Raw genomic sequence first — 14,526 nt, 5'->3', positions numbered from 1 at the left:
TCCCGCGTGCGGGAGAGGGGTTTGGGTGAGGGCGTTCGCTCGCCCTCACCCGCCCCTTGCGGGGCACCTTCTCCCGCAAGCGGGAGAAGGGTCATCGCGTCAAACGGTCAGAACTTGTAACGCGCGCCGAGGAAGTACTGGCGGCCGGTGTGGTGGTAGACCGAGGCGCGATCGCCGATGGAATCCACCCACTGGTCCTGGTACTCGTCGGTGAGGTTCAGGCCTTCCAGCGTGATCTCGAAGTGCTCGTTGATCTTGTAGGAGGCCGACATGTCGATGGTCAGCGTCTCGGCGGTGCCTTCCACGTCGTTGTTGTTGCGGCCCGGCACCGTGGTCAGGAAGTCGTCGCGGTAGGCGGCCGACACGCGTGCACCGAACTTCGGTCCCTCGTAGTACAGCGTCGCGTTGTAGGCGTTCTTCGACAGGCCCGTCAGGTCCGTGCGCAGCGAGGGCGCGCCGGTGGCGGTGACGTACTGGATCTTCGAATCGACGTAGGTGTAGTTCAGCTGCACGCCGAAATCGCTCCAGAAGCCGGGCAGGAACACGAACGGCTGCTGGTAGGTGAACTCCAGGCCCTTCAGCGGACCGCCCTTGGAGTTGATCGGGACGTTGAACTGGAAGTCGTCGTTGACCGTCGCCGTGGTGCCTTCGAGCAAGCTCGCCGGCAGGCCGGAGCTGGAGTACGGACGCGTCTCGCGCGAGGTCAGCACGAAGCTGTCGATGTCCTTGTAGAACAGGCCCAGCGCGAGCAGCGATTCCTCGGCGAAGTACCACTCGAAACTGAGGTCGCCCGTGGTGGCGCGGAACGGATCCAGCATCGGATTGCCGCCGTTGACCACGCGGTTGCCGCCGCTCACGTTCACCGTCACGCCCGGCGTGAGGTTGCCCAGGCCCGGACGCGCCATCACCTTCGCGCCCGCCACGCGGATCAGGAAGTCCGGCGTCACGTCGAGCACGAGGTTGAACGAGGGCAGCGTGTCGTCATACGAGCGACGGACCGTGGTCAGCTGCGCCGCGCCGGTGCCGACGGTCGAATAGCCCGTGGAGGTCTGCTTGGTCTCGACCTGGCGCACGCCGACGTTGCCGCTCAGCGGCAGGCTGCCGATCTGCGTGGTGAAGTCGGCCTGCAGCCAGAAGCCGTGGTCCTTCTCTTCCACGCTGCGGTTGTTGCCCAGCACCGCCGCCACCTGGTCGCTGACGGCGAACATGCCGCTGTCGCTGTAGATGTTGAACACGCGGTTGAATGCGTCGATGTCCGGAATCAGCCAGGTGCTGTCGCCAACGCCGCTGATGTCCTCCAGGCCGATCTGACGGGTCAGGTCGGCCAGCGTCACGCCGGCCGGCAAGGCGGGCACCAGCACTTCGGACGCGCGACGTTCCTCACGGCTGTCGAAGGTGTATTCCTTGTACTGACCGCCGCCCTTCAGGCGCACCGCATCGGTGAGCTGCCAGGCGAAACCGAGCTGCGCGTTGTCGATCGTGTTGTCGGCGTACTGCGGGCGCAGGCGGATTTCCGAACCCGGCACCGCCGTGGTGCCGTTGATGAACGCCCATTGCGACGGGTCGTTCACGTCGAAACCGTTGGTGATGACGGGCAGGCGGTTGTCGCCGCGGTAGTCGTAGACGTAGCCGTCGGCATTGAGGCGGTCGATCGTGATGGTGGTCTGGATCGGGTTGGAGAATTCCGACTTGGCGCGTCCCGCCTCGAAATTGAGGCTGAAGTCCTCGGTGAGCTTGTGGTCGCCGTAGAAGTTGAACTGGGTGAACTTGGTTTCCAGTTCGTCGTAGCGCGCTTCCGAACGCACGTCCACATCGTCGAAACGGCCGTAGACGAGGTTGCCGCGACCGTCCACCGCGCCTTCCAGCACGCGCGACTGCGCCTTGCCGGCGGCGCCGCCGCGGCTGAAGGACAGGCCGTTGAGGAAGTTCTCGGTGCGCGTCGCGTCCAGGTCGGCGTACATCATGTCCAGGCCCAGCGACGTGCTGTCGGTGGGATCGAACTGCAGCGACGCGGTCACGCCCAGGCGTTCCTGCTCATGCTCCAGCACGCCGTAGCGCGGGATGCGCGGGTGGAACACGCTGGCGCTGCAGGCGGCGGGGAAGGGCGAGGTGTTGGTCGGACGGGCCGCGGTGGGGCAGCCGTTGAAGCCGCCGCTGCCGGTCGCGCCGGTGGTGCCGTTGCTGGGGCCGTTGTCCCAGCGCACGGTGCTGTGGCCTTCCTCGACCAGGCGCCGCTTGGTGTAGGCCACCGAGAGCAGCGCGCCGAACTTGTTGTCGGCCCAGGTGTTGCTGATCAGCATGGTCGCGCGCGGATCGAGGTCCGACGCCAGGTCGTTGTAGCCCAGCTGCGCACCGGTGACGAAGGTGAAGCCGTCGTAGTCGAACGGACGCGCGGTCTGCAGGTCGACGGTGGCGCCGAGCGCGCCTTCCTCGATCTCGGCCGACGAGGTCTTGCGCACGGTGATGCTGTTGAACAGCTCCGAGGCAAAGACGTTGAAGTCGAAGCCGCGGCCGCGATTGGCACCGCCCGAGCTGTCGGTGCCGCCCGTGGTGGTCAGCGCCTCCATGCCGTTGATGCGCACGCGGGTGAACTGGCTGTCCAGGCCGCGCACGGAGATCTGCCGGCCTTCGCCCGCATCGCGCGCGATCGACACGCCCGGGATGCGCTGCAGCGATTCGGCCAGGTTCAAGTCTGGAAAGTCCGCGATGTCCTCGGCGACGATGGCGTCGACGACGCCAATCTCGCTGCGCTTCTTGTCGAGCGCCTTTTCGAGCGCGCCACGGAAGCCGGTGACGGTGACGGTGTCGAGTTCGGTCGGTTGGTCCGTGGACTGCGCGGCGGCCGGGGCCGCGGCGGGTGCGGCGGCTTCCTGCGCGAGCGCGCTGACGGCGCTCAGCTGGAGCGCCAGGCCGATGGATGCGGCCAGCAAGGTAACCGGTGTCTTTTTGGCGGCACGCTGAAATTGCATAGGTTCTCCCCTCCCATATGGCATATACAGCTTGTAAGGTGCGTGTTGACTGGCTTGCGACGCTTGCTATGGTTGTTCCGGCGGTGAAATGACACCGATGGTCAAAACCCTAGCAAAAGGGATGGCCGACCGCATGCTGCGGTGCGCCATGACCCGGCCCGAGGGGGCGCCGACGGGGTGCAAGTGGCCGGCAAGCAGGCAGAATCGACGCGTTTGCTACCGGGGGACGGATCAGATGACGAGGAACGGGACGTGAGTCGAGTGGTGTGTTTCGGTGAGCTGCTGCTGCGCCTGTCGGCGCCCGGTCGCGAACGGGTGCTGCAGTCGCCGCGCCTGGATGTCCATATCGGGGGCGCGGAAGCCAACGTGGCGGTGCTGCTGGCCCAGCTCGGCCATGACGCGGCGATGGTGTCCACCGTCGCCGACAACGCGCTGGGCGCATCGGCGGTGGGCGAGCTGCGCCGCTACGGCGTCGACACCCGCCCGGTGCGCGAGGCCCCCGGCCGCATGGGCCTGTACTTCCTCTCGCACGGCGCAATGCAGCGACCGAGCGAAGTGCTCTACGACCGCGCCGACTCCGCCTTCGTGCGCAATGCCGACTACGACTGGGACGCGCTGCTGGAAGGCGCCGACTGGCTGCACCTGTCCGGCGTCAGCCCGGCGTTGGGTCTGGCCACGGCGGAGGCGACCATCGCCGCTGCGCGCGCCGCGCGCCGACTGGGTGTGAAGGTGTCCTTCGACGGCAACTTCCGCGGCAAGCTCTGGCAGGCGTGGGACGGCGACGCGGCCGGGCTGCTGTACCAGATCTTCGCCGAGGCCGACCTCGTCTTCGCCGACCACCGCGACATCGCCGTCGTGCTCAACGAGCGCGTGCCTTCCGAGGGCGAGAAGGCCGTCGCCGAGGCGGCCACGCGCGCCTTCGCCGCGTTCCCGAACCTGCGCTGGCTCACCTGCACGTTGCGCACGCAGCACAGCGTCGACCGCCACACGCTGTCGGCGGTGATGGTCGAACGCGACGGTGCGCGTCGCCGGGCGCCCGACTACGCGCTGGAAGGCATCGTCGACCGCATCGGCACGGGCGACGCCTTCGCAGGCGGCGTGCTGCACGGCCTGATCAGCGGCATGGAGCCACCCGACGTGCTGCATTTCGGCCTGGGCGCGGCGTGCCTGAAGCATTCGATCCCGGGCGATTTCTGTCTCGCCACGGCGCAGGAAATCAGCGATGTCATTTCGCAGGCGGGCTTCCATGTCCGCCGTTGACGCCCAGGCCGTGCTGCAGGGGCACCGCATCGTGCCCGTGTACACGCCCGCCAGCGTCGACGAGGCGCTCGCGGTGGCGCGCGCGCTGAAGGCTGGCGGCATCGGTGCGATCGAAGTCACGCTGCGCACGCAGGTCGCCATGGACGCGGTGGCCGCCATCGCGCGCGAGCTGCCGGGCATGCGGGTGGGCGTGGGCACCGTGCTCGACGTGGAACAGATGCGCGGTGCGAAGGACGTGGGCGCGACGTTCATCGTCTCGCCCGGCAGCTCGCGCGAGCTGCTCCAGGCCGCGGTGGAGATGCGCATCGCCTACCTGCCCGGCGTGGCCACCGGCAGCGAAGTCATGGCCGCGCTCGCCGCGGGCCATCGCCTGCTCAAGGTGTTCCCGGCCGAACCGATCAACGCCTTCGAGCTGATCAACGCCTGGCGCGGACCGTTCGCGCAGGCGCGCTTCTGTCCGACGGGCGGCATCGACGCCGCGCGCGCCCGCGAATACCTGCGCCTGCCCAATGTCGCCTGCCTGGGCGGCTCCTGGCTGACTCCGTCCGACGCGCTGCGCGCGGGCGATTGGGCACGCATCGAGGGCCTTGCGCGCGAGGCCGTGGCGCTCGTCGCGGACTGACCTGGCGCGTCAGAAGCGGCCGTCCGGGCGTCATTGCGCACGCCCGGATGTGGCCTGCTTCGCCAAAGTCGCCAATTTCCCGTGATTTTTTGCGCAAACCCACTTGGCGGCGCGATTGCGTTGCCCTACATTCCGCTTGCCTAGCTGCGGTTTCCGGGCATCCATCAACCATCGAGTATCACGAGACACATATGGCGAAGACGAAGAAAGTGGCAAAGAAAGCCGCCCCGAAGAAGGCCGCTGCCAAGCCGGCCGCTCCGAAGCCGATCAAGGAAGTGCTGTCCAAGTCCGGCCTGGTCGCGCACATCGCCGAGGCGACGGGCGTGGTCGCCAAGGACGTTCGCAACGTCCTGGCCGCACTGGAAGGCGCCGTGCACGCGTCGGTCAGCAAGAAGGGCGCCGGTGCGTTCACCCTGCCGGGCGTGCTGAAGATCACCGCCGTCAGCGTTGCGGCCAAGCCGAAGCGCAAGGGCATCAACCCGTTCACCAAGGAAGAGCAGTGGTTTGCTGCCAAGCCGGCCACGGTGAAGGTCAAGGTCCGTCCGCTGAAGAAGCTGAAGGACGCCGCGGCCTGATGACCGCCGGGATGCGGCGTGCGCAATGCCGCCGCATCCTTTCCGGCGCTCACGTACCGGGCGCCGTTGTGGTGCCGCATCGCCGACGCACGTCGGTGATGTGCGGCCGTCGATGTAGACCGCCGAAGTAAGACCCACGATGTAAGAGCACGATCCCGCGCGCGTTCGCGCCTTCTCAGGGATCCAGCCACTTCCTCGCCTGTGCGTCGCGCACGTCTTCGGGCGTGTCGAGGTCGTAAGCCAGTTCCGGCGCGTCCAGCGTCCACACGTCCGGCAGCACGCTCAACCGCGCTCCCAGGCCCGAGTCGCCGTGCAGCGCACGCGCGGACGCAAGCACCTGCATGGAAACCACCGCCGGCGCACCCAGGCGCGCGCCGTGCCGGGTCGCCGCGCAGCCGGACGGTGAAACCACGGTGCCGTCGAGCAGTGCGCGCAGGTGATGTTCCTCCAGTGCCGGCTGGTCGCAGACCAGGATCAGCACGGCGCCGTCGAAGTCCTGCAGCGTGTCCGCCGCCGCGATGAGGCTGCCGGCCAGCCCGGATCCCCAATGCGGATTGACGACGCATTCCAGCCGGTTGTCCACCGCGATAATGCCCAGTGCGCCGGCCACGGCCTGCGCGTGCGCGCCGATGACCGCGATCAGGCGCGCCGGATGCGTGGCCGCCGCCAGGCGCACGGCGCGGTGCACCAGCGTTTCGCCGTCGCGCGTGAGCAACTGCTTCGGCCGCCCCAGGCGCGTGCTTCCGCCGGCCGCCAGCACCACCGCCGCGTGTTTCATGGCGCACCGTGCAGGTGGCGTTGCAGCTGCGCGGCGATGCTCAGCGCGATCGCTTCCGGCCCGTTGCCGCCCAGGTGCAGGCCGACGGGCGAGTGCAGGCGCGGCTGCAGCACGTCGCGCGCGCTGGCCGGGAGCACGCGGAACAGGTCATCGCGCCGCCGCACCGGGCCGAGCAGGCCGATGAAGCCGACCGGCGTGTCGGCGAGCGCATGCAGCGCCTCGCGGTCGAGTTCGAAATGGTGGTGCATGACCAGCGCGACGTCGCCCAGCCGCGCGGTATCGGCGATCGCCTGCGTCGGCGTCTGCGTGATCGCGACGTCGGCCAACGCACCCGCAGCGATCCAGCGCGGGCGGCGTTCGACCAGCGTCGTCGTCGCGCCCAGCGCGCGCAGCAGCGGCAGCAGCACCGGCGTTTCCGGGCCGGCGCCGAATACCGTGATCGACGGTGCCGGCGGGATCGACAGCGTCCAGCGTGCCGATGCATCGGTCCAGTCCGGCGCGTGCGCGGGCAACCGCAGCGAGGCGACGTGCGCACCGGCTCCTGTTTCCAGCGTGCCGTCGGCGTGCACTGCGATGTGCAGCGGCTCGCCCGCACGCCACGCCGCCACGTGTGCCGGCCAAGCGTGCAGCGCCGCTACCGGCAGCAGCGCGATGCGCAGGCGACCGCGGCAGCCGATCGCCGAACCGGAAAGCAGGTCTTCGTCGCTGCGCGTGTCGATCTCCAGGAAATCGATGCGCCCCGCGCGTGCGGCGTCGTCGGCGCGCTGCTGGATTTCCGGCTCCAGGCAGCCGCCACTGAGCCAGCCGACCTGCGCGCCATCGCCGTCGAACAACGCCAGCGCACCGGCGCGCACGTAAGTCGAACCGCTGGTTTCCAGCACGAGCGCCAGGGCCGCCGGATCGTCGCGGGACAGCGCCGCGACGGAGGCTTCGAGCACCGCGCGCGCACCGCCGGTCGGCAGTGCGGTGGGCATCAGGGTGGTCAGGCGGGGCTGGTCCATGGACTGAGCTTGGGCGAGACGACGGAGTGCCGGCGTGATCGTGCCGATTATGTGGCCGCGCGAGCGTTCGAGGCCGACGACGAGGGCGCGCCGGAGGATCGGGCAAGGATCGGCGAGGATCGGGCTGGAGGCCGCGCGATGGCCGGCGTCTACTGTAGCCACGGACATGCCGTGCCTTGGCGCCCTCACGGGGCCGGGCGTAGGCTGCCGATACCCCAGCCGCCGCGAGGGACCCCATGAAGCTGCTTGTGAACGGCACCGAGCACGACGTCGAAGCAAATCCCGACATGCCCCTGCTGTGGGTGCTGCGCGATCTGCTCCACCTCACCGGCACCAAGTTCGGCTGCGGCATCGCGCAATGCGGTGCCTGCACGGTGCATGTCGACGGCGCGCCGCGACGCGCCTGCGTCACGCCGGTGTCCACCGTGGAAGGCAAGGCGATCACCACCATCGAAGGCCTGTCGAAGGACGGCACGCATCCCGTGCAGCGCGCATGGGCGGAGCTGGACGTCGTGCAGTGCGGCTACTGCCAGTCGGGCCAGATCATGTCCGCCGCCGCGCTGCTGGCGAAGGTGCCCGCGCCCAGCGACACCGACATCGACCAGGCCCTGTCCGGAAACCTCTGCCGTTGCGGCACCTACCAGCGCATCCGCGCGGCGGTGCATCGCGCGGCGGAGATCGGAAAGTCCTGATCGGGGCCCTGCTCTTGAGTCCCTCTCCCACCGGGAGAGGGGTTGGGGTGAGGGGCAACGAAGCATCACCGTCGAACAGCCAGTGCACTACCGCGCTGGGAGTTCGAGCCTTGAAGCTCCGTTACCCCTCTTCCGCCCTCCGGGCACCTTCTCCCGAGGGGAGAAGGAAAAAGCAAGAATCCGCGGAGCATGTGATGAACGCTCGATTGAACCCATCCCGCCGCAACTTCCTCAAAGCCACCGCAACGCTCGGCGCGGGCCTGGTCGTCGCCTTCGTAGTGCCCGGCGCGAAGCGCTTCGCGCAGGCCGCGCCCGGGGAGGCGGGCGCGGTGGCCGACGGCTTCGTGCCCAATGCCTTCCTCCGCGTCGCACCGGACGACACCGTCACCGTGCTGATCGCGCATTCGGAGATGGGGCAGGGCGTGTGGACCACGCTGGCGATGCTGGTGGCCGAGGAACTCGACGCCGACTGGACCAAGCTTCGCGTCGAACACGCACCGGCCGCGCCGCCGTATGCGCACACGGCCTTCGGCATGCAGATGACCGGCGGTTCGACGACCACATGGTCGGAATTCGACCGCTACCGCCAGGCCGGCGCCACCGCGCGCGCGTTGCTGGTGGCGGCGGCCGCGTCGAAGTTCGGCGTGCCGGTGGCGCAGGTACGCACCGACAAGGGAATTGCGATCGCCGGCGACCAGCGTGCGCGCTACGGCGAACTCGCCGCCGCCGCCGCGCTGTTGACGGCGCCGGCGAAAGTCGCGCTGAAGGATCCGAAGGACTGGAAACTCATCGGCCATCCCACCAAGCGCCTGGACACGCCGGAGAAGATCACCGGCCGCGCTCAGTTCGGCATGGACGTGCAGTTCGATGGCCTACTGACGGCGCTGGTCGCGCGTGCGCCGGTGTTCGGCGGCTCGGTGAAATCCTTCGACGCCACGGCCGCGAAGGCCGTGCCCGGCGTGCGCAACGTCGTGCAGGTGCCCAGCGGCGTGGCCGTGGTGGCCGATCACTATTGGGCGGCGAAGCTCGGCCGCGATGCATTGAAGATCGAGTGGGACCTCGGCCCGAACGCCGCACTGGACACGCCCGCATTGCGCGAGCAGTTCCGCACGCTGGCGCTCACCGACGGCACGCCGGCCGCCCAGGGCGGCGACGCCAAGGCCGCGCTGTCGAAGGCCGCGCGCACGCTGGAGGCCGAATACCACGTTCCCTATCTCGCGCACGCGCCGATGGAACCGCTCAACTGCACGGTGAAGGTCGACGGCGAGGGCTGCGACATCTGGACCGGCACGCAGTTCCAGACGCTGGACCAGCAGGTCGCGGCGAAGATCCTCGGCCTTGCGCCCGAACAGGTGCGCATCCACACCACCTTCCTCGGCGGCGCCTTCGGTCGGCGTGCGACGCCGAGTTCGGACTTCGTCAGCGAAGCGGTGCAGGTCGCCAAGGCCGCTGGCGCCCCGGTGAAAACGGTCTGGACGCGCGAGGACGACATACGCGGCGGCTACTACCGGCCCATGTATTTGCAGCAGGCACGCATCGCGCTGGACGACGCGGGCAAGCCCATCGCGTGGCACCACGTCCTGGTCGGCCAGTCGATCCTCGCCGGCTCGCCGTTCGAGGCGGCGATGGTGAAGAACGGCATCGACGCGACTTCGGTCGAAGGCGTCGCCGATTCGCCTTACATCAAGGACCTGACCGACCATCGAATAGAACTGCATTCGCCGCGCACCGGCATTCCCGTGCTGTGGTGGCGCTCGGTGGGGCACAGCTACAACGGCTTCGTCATGGAAAGCCTGGTGGACGAGCTCGCGCACGCGGCCAAACAGGACCCGGTCGAATACCGTCGCGCGCTGCTGCAGAAACACCCGCGCCATCTGGCCGCACTCAACCTCGTCGCCGACAAGGCCGGATGGGGCTCGCCGCTGCCGCAGGGGCAGGCGCGCGGTGTCGCCGTGCACGAATCCTTCGGCAGCTTCATCGCGCAAGTGGCGGAGGTGTCGATCGATCGCACGCCCGGCACGCACCATCCGATCCGCGTGCATCGCGTGGTCTGCGCGATCGACTGCGGCATCGCGGTGAATCCCGAAGGCGTGCGCGCGCAGATGGAGTCGGGCATCGCCTTCGGCCTCGGCGCGGCGCTGCACAGCGCGCTGACGTTCAAGGAAGGGCGCGTGCAGGAATCGAACTTCCACGACTACGTGGTGCTGCGCATGGACGAGATGCCGAAGATCGAAGTGCACATCGTCCCGAGCACCGAGAAGATGGGCGGCGCGGGCGAACCGGGAACGCCGCCGATCGCGCCGGCCGTGGCGAACGCGCTGTTCGCGCTCACCGGCCAGCGCCTGCGCGAACTGCCGCTGCGTCTTCCCGCCGAAAACGCCAACGTCTGAGGAGACGACCATGCGCCTTGCATTCGCGAACCGCGTTGTCGTGTTGCTCGCCGTCGTCCTCCTCGCCGCATGCGCGAAGCGCCCGAGCCCGGAGCAGCAGGCCCAGGGGCTGGCGGCCTTCGCCACGGTGGAGAAGGTGTTCCAGCACCCGCGCTGCAGCAATTGCCATATTCCGGGCGACCAGCCGTTGCAGTTCGACACGCAGGTGCCGCACATGATGAACGTCGTGCGCGGCCCCGAGGGCAAGGGCGCTACGGGCCTTCCGTGCTTGTCGTGCCACGGCGAAGCCAACCTGCCCGCGAGCTACGGCCCCAACGCACCACCGGGCGCGCCGCATTGGGCACTGCCGCCGCCGGATCAGAAGATGGCGTGGATCGGCGTACCCGCGCACGAGCTGTGCGCGATGATCCAGGACCGCAAGCGCAACGGCGATCGCGACATGGAAGCGATGTTCAAGCACGTCGCCGAAGACAAGCTGGTGCTGTGGGGCTGGGCACCGGGCGGCAACCGCGTCGCCGTGCCGGTGCCGCACGACGAGTTCGTCAAGGCGTTCCGCACCTGGATGGATGCGGGCGCGCCGTGCCCGCAGGCGCAGGGGTGATCTCCACGAGAATGACGCATTCGACCGGAAGTGCGAGTTGGAATCTGCGAAAAATTCCGCTGTGAAGCGGGTTCGTCTGCCGCCTAACGTGCGCGCCATGTCTTCCAGGGAAATGGAACATGGCAGCGCGATCGGAAGTACGTTTCACCTTTGAAGGAGGCGGTAGCGCATTCGACGTCGTCCGCTTCGAGTTGAGGGAAGGGGTTTCACAGCCCTTCCGCCTGGAGCTGGAGCTGTCCAGCCTCGATGACGCCATCGACGCCACGGCGCTGCTGGATCGGGATGCGACGTTCGCCATCGCGCGCGACGGTATCGTCGAACGCCGGGTGCACGGCATCGTCACGGCCTTCGAGCAGGACGAAACCGGCTTCCAGCGGACGCGGTACCGGGCCACGGTCGAATCGCCGCTGGCGCGGCTGGGCCTGCGTCATGGCAGCCGCATCTTCCAGCAGGTCGCGGCGCCGGAGATCCTGGCGACACTGCTGAAGGAGCATCGCCTGGCGGGAACGCGCACGGCGTTCCGGAGTACGCACGAGCCGCGCGAGTATTGCGTTCAATACCGCGAAACCGATGCGACGTTCTTCCATCGCATCGCAACCGAGGAAGGCATCGTCCACTGGAGCGAGGCGCAGGACGGTCACGGCACGCTGGTGCTGAGCGACCGCATCGACAGCGTGCCGATGCTCGATGGTCCGGTGGTCTACCAGCCCGCACCCGCGGGTGACGCGCCGGGCCCGCACCTGTGGCACGTCGGGTACCGCCGGGAACTCGCGCCGACGCGGCTCACGAACCGCGAATACACCTTCAAGAACCCACGCTACGACCTGCAGCACGAGGCCAGGGCGTGGGCGGCCGAGCACGCAATGGGCGACTACGAGCACTACGACTACGCCGCCCGCTACAAACGCGACGAAGCCGGAAAGCCGTTCACACGCAGCAAGCTGTCGGGGTTGCGGAACGCGGCCGAGCACGCGCGAATCGAAGGCGACGACGCACGCCTGTGGCCCGGACTGGCGTTCGACCTGATCGGCCACCCGACCACCAAGCTCAACGACCGCTGGCGCGTGATTTCGATGCGCCATACCGGCGAGCAGGCGACCTCGCAGGAAACCGACGCCGCAGACGCCGAGCACGGCAGCCGCTACCGGTACGAAGCCACCGTCGTCCCGGCCCACTACGACTGGAAACCCGAACCGGCGCCGCGCCCGGTGGTCGACGGCCCGCAGATCGCCCACGTCGTCGGGCCCCAAGGCGAAGAAATCCACTGCGACGAACACGGCCGCGTGCAGGTGTGGTTCCCCTGGGACCGCGAAGGCCCGCGCGAGAATGCCACCTGCTGGATTCGCGTAAGCCAGGGCTGGGCCGGCGCGATGTACGGCTTCCAGGCGATTCCGCGCATCGGCCATGAGGTGATCGTCAGCTTCCTGGAAGGCGATCCGGATCAGCCCATCGTTACCGGACGGGCCTACCACGCCGCCAATCGCCCGCCGTACGAGCTGCCGCACCACAAGACCCGCACCACGTTCAAAACCCAGACCCACAAGGGCGAGGGCTACAACGAACTGCGCTTCGAGGACGAGGCGGGACAGGAAGAAATCTTCGTCCATGCGCAGAAAGACCAGAACATCGTCGTCGAACACGACGAGACGACCAAGGTCGGCCACGACCGCAGCGAAGACGTCGGCAACGACGAAACCATCGTCATCGGCCACGATCGCACCGAAACCGTAGGCAACGACGAAACGCTGAGCATCGGTCAGGACCGTCGCGAGACGCTAGGCCGCGATCACACCATCGACATCGGCCGCAGTCGCCACGTCACGATCGCCAAAGACCTGATCGAAGACATCGGCAACGTCCGCATCGAGAAGACCGCGACCGATCGCAAGGCCGAGACCGGCGGGCATTACGAGCACAACATCGCCGGCCGCAGCGACATCGAAGCCGGCCAGTCCATCACCGAGCGCACGCAGATCGCCGAAATCAACGGCAGTCGGCGCGTCATCCTGCGCGGCCCCGGCGGCAGCATCACCATCGATGATAGCGGCATCAAGCTCGATGCCCTTCAAATCCGCCTCAAGGGTCCGGTGCGGATCGAAGGTGAGGGCCGTGGCAACGAGTTCACGGTAGAGGGAACGCTGTTGCCCGCCGTGCCGCTGGAACTGGCATGTCCGTGGGGCAGCGTTGCCGCGTTCCGGCCGAAGAAGGAGCAACTGCTACCCGCAGCCTCAGGCCACCTGCAGCTCGCATCGCCCACCGATGCCGCGCAGCCTGCGCATGGAGTCGCCCCGGCCGTGCCGCTGCCGGCGAATCCTGCGACGCCGCCCCCAAGTCCGGGCGCCACTCCAACCACGGCGCCTCCGTCACCTGCGCCCACGCCGCATGAGTGCCAATGGCGCATCCCGTCCGTCGAGCAGACGAACTGCCGGATGAACATGGAGGGCGCCGACTACTACATGTTGGACAAACTCAAGAACCGAGTGTTGGACCCGACGACACGGCTTCCGCACCTGCTTCGGTACTCCACGTTTGAGGGAAAGTTCGATCTTCGTTATGACGAGGCGGCAAAGGTGATTACCGCCACGGTCCGCATCAAGGTGGTGCCCAAGGACATGGTGGAACTGGACGTGGCGACTGGCGCGACGCCCGCCGCGAGGCGACCGAAGCTGGACTCGAACGGAACGCCGATCTCCGTGCCCTTCGACAGTGACAAACACTGGACTCAGGCGGAGATCTCGAACGCGAATCATCGAAAGGTAGATAGACCGCAGGTGACAACAGATCTCAATGTCCTGGCAGACAAGATCACTAAAACGCTCAACCAGGACAATTACAAGCTCACGATCGATGGGTGTCCTCAGGGAAATGGCTGTAGCTGCCTGATTCCAGTGAGCTTCGGCGTGGAGCTTCAGCGGCATGACCAGGCGTACGCAAAGGCACCGCATCACACCATCGAAATGTACCCGCGCAATGCGCGTGCCAACGCGGCCGCCTGGGGAGAGGAATGCGGCTCGTATGACTGGAATACGTCCATATGGAAGTCCTTGGCGTTGATCATCTGCTGACCGCCCAGCAGGAAGTTCAAGTTTCCGTACAGGTCCGCCGCAGTGCCCATCGGAATCGGCGGTCGCGGAAACATGCCGTCCCAGGTGGCCGGGCTTTCCAGTACAAGCGTCTCTTCGCCGTTGTTGATGAACCGCAGCGTCACCAGGAACTGATCGGCTTGCAGCGTGACCTCGTAGTCCACGTCGAGCTTGACCGGTGTGCGAGTGGCCTTGGCATAGAAATGGTCCATCAACTCGCCGAAGGTCGACATCATCCCCTCGGTGCCTTGCGGAAACCCGGCGCTGAGGTCCACCGAGTTGGTGTAAACCTTGCCATCGCATTGCATGTAGTAGCTGAACATGTACTCCGGGCTGCGCATCGCCGGCCACTTCAGGTCGCGGCAGAGCTTTCCGCGCATGGCTTCCAGCAGTTGCTTGTCTTCCGCATCGAGCGTGCCGCTGTACACACCGGCACCGATGGCGCTGTGTGCACCCTTGGGCCGGCTTGCGCTCCAACCGCTCAGGGTCGTGGTGGTGGGCAGGTAGAGGGTGTAGTGCTCGCCATCCTTGGTTCCGAGCGAATTGAGGCCCGTC

10 protein-coding genes are annotated in these 14,526 nt (G+C 67.6%); 7 read left to right on the top strand and 3 right to left on the bottom strand.

Annotation, left to right across the window (positions count from 1 at the left end):
* Positions 1-107: 107 nt before the first annotated feature.
* Positions 108-2,969 (bottom strand): TonB-dependent receptor, encoded by a 2,862-nt coding sequence (locus JI752_RS07520; protein ID WP_216961433.1) that lies wholly within the window; start codon positions 2,967-2,969, stop codon positions 108-110.
* Positions 2,970-3,221: 252 nt separating this feature from the next.
* Here JI752_RS07520 and JI752_RS07515 point away from each other — a divergent pair, with 252 nt between their 5' ends.
* The 3 genes from JI752_RS07515 to JI752_RS07505 all read left to right on the top strand — a co-directional run bounded on the left by JI752_RS07515 (position 3,222) and on the right by JI752_RS07505 (position 5,426).
* Positions 3,222-4,229 carry a sugar kinase gene (locus JI752_RS07515; protein WP_216961430.1) on the top strand — a complete coding sequence of 336 codons (1,008 nt, stop codon included), beginning with the start codon at positions 3,222-3,224 and terminating at the stop codon, positions 4,227-4,229.
* Complete coding sequence (gene eda, locus JI752_RS07510; protein WP_216961427.1) at positions 4,216-4,851, top strand: bifunctional 4-hydroxy-2-oxoglutarate aldolase/2-dehydro-3-deoxy-phosphogluconate aldolase; 636 nt, start codon at positions 4,216-4,218, stop codon at positions 4,849-4,851. Before JI752_RS07515 ends, eda begins: the two co-directional genes overlap by 14 nt.
* Positions 4,852-5,042: 191 nt before the next feature.
* Positions 5,043-5,426, top strand: coding sequence for an HU family DNA-binding protein (locus tag JI752_RS07505; protein ID WP_216961423.1), 384 nt, complete (start codon positions 5,043-5,045; stop codon positions 5,424-5,426).
* Between the two features lie 175 nt (positions 5,427-5,601).
* Here JI752_RS07505 and JI752_RS07500 read toward each other — a convergent pair whose 3' ends face one another.
* A complete protein-coding gene (locus JI752_RS07500; RefSeq protein ID WP_216961420.1) occupies positions 5,602-6,204 on the bottom strand; it encodes a nucleotidyltransferase family protein in 603 nt (200 codons plus the stop codon).
* On the bottom strand, positions 6,201-7,205 hold the full coding sequence (locus tag JI752_RS07495) for an XdhC family protein (RefSeq protein ID WP_254200225.1): 1,005 nt from the start codon (positions 7,203-7,205) through the stop codon (positions 6,201-6,203). Before JI752_RS07495 ends, JI752_RS07500 begins: the two co-directional genes overlap by 4 nt.
* 236 nt (positions 7,206-7,441) lie before the next feature.
* On the opposite strand from JI752_RS07495, the gene JI752_RS07490 reads away from it, so the two are divergent.
* The 4 genes from JI752_RS07490 (at position 7,442) to tssI (ending at position 13,953) form a co-directional block, all read left to right on the top strand.
* Positions 7,442-7,897, top strand: coding sequence for a (2Fe-2S)-binding protein (locus tag JI752_RS07490; protein ID WP_216961417.1), 456 nt, complete (start codon positions 7,442-7,444; stop codon positions 7,895-7,897).
* A gap of 194 nt (positions 7,898-8,091) precedes the next feature.
* Positions 8,092-10,287: a xanthine dehydrogenase family protein molybdopterin-binding subunit gene (locus JI752_RS07485; protein ID WP_216961415.1), complete on the top strand. Its 2,196-nt coding sequence runs from the start codon at positions 8,092-8,094 to the stop codon at positions 10,285-10,287.
* A 10-nt stretch (positions 10,288-10,297) separates the two neighbouring features.
* A complete protein-coding gene (locus tag JI752_RS07480) occupies positions 10,298-10,888 on the top strand; it encodes a hypothetical protein (RefSeq protein WP_216961411.1) in 591 nt (196 codons plus the stop codon).
* Positions 10,889-11,007: 119 nt separating this feature from the next.
* On the top strand, positions 11,008-13,953 hold the full coding sequence (gene tssI / locus JI752_RS07475; RefSeq protein WP_216961407.1) for a type VI secretion system tip protein TssI/VgrG: 2,946 nt from the start codon (positions 11,008-11,010) through the stop codon (positions 13,951-13,953).
* The last annotated feature ends 573 nt before the right edge of the window (positions 13,954-14,526 follow it).

Origin of the sequence: Lysobacter sp. MMG2 (genome assembly GCF_016735495.2) — a bacterium.
GTDB lineage: Bacteria > Pseudomonadota > Gammaproteobacteria > Xanthomonadales > Xanthomonadaceae > Lysobacter_J.
Note: the sequence above shows the minus strand (reverse complement) of the source record. Positions and strands in the feature narration are given on the sequence as shown.

Bases quoted from the DNA above. Each gene is read 5' to 3' on its own strand.
- JI752_RS07495 (WP_254200225.1), bottom strand. From the start codon at position 7,205: ATGGACCAGCCCCGCCTGACCACCCTGATGCCCACCGCACTGCCGACC.
- JI752_RS07520 (WP_216961433.1), bottom strand. From the start codon at position 2,969: ATGCAATTTCAGCGTGCCGCCAAAAAGACACCGGTTACCTTGCTGGCC.
- eda (WP_216961427.1), top strand. From the start codon at position 4,216: ATGTCCGCCGTTGACGCCCAGGCCGTGCTGCAGGGGCACCGCATCGTG.
- JI752_RS07500 (WP_216961420.1), bottom strand. From the start codon at position 6,204: ATGAAACACGCGGCGGTGGTGCTGGCGGCCGGCGGAAGCACGCGCCTG.
- JI752_RS07485 (WP_216961415.1), top strand. From the start codon at position 8,092: ATGAACGCTCGATTGAACCCATCCCGCCGCAACTTCCTCAAAGCCACC.
- JI752_RS07480 (WP_216961411.1), top strand. From the start codon at position 10,298: ATGCGCCTTGCATTCGCGAACCGCGTTGTCGTGTTGCTCGCCGTCGTC.
- JI752_RS07505 (WP_216961423.1), top strand. From the start codon at position 5,043: ATGGCGAAGACGAAGAAAGTGGCAAAGAAAGCCGCCCCGAAGAAGGCC.
- tssI (WP_216961407.1), top strand. From the start codon at position 11,008: ATGGCAGCGCGATCGGAAGTACGTTTCACCTTTGAAGGAGGCGGTAGC.
- JI752_RS07490 (WP_216961417.1), top strand. From the start codon at position 7,442: ATGAAGCTGCTTGTGAACGGCACCGAGCACGACGTCGAAGCAAATCCC.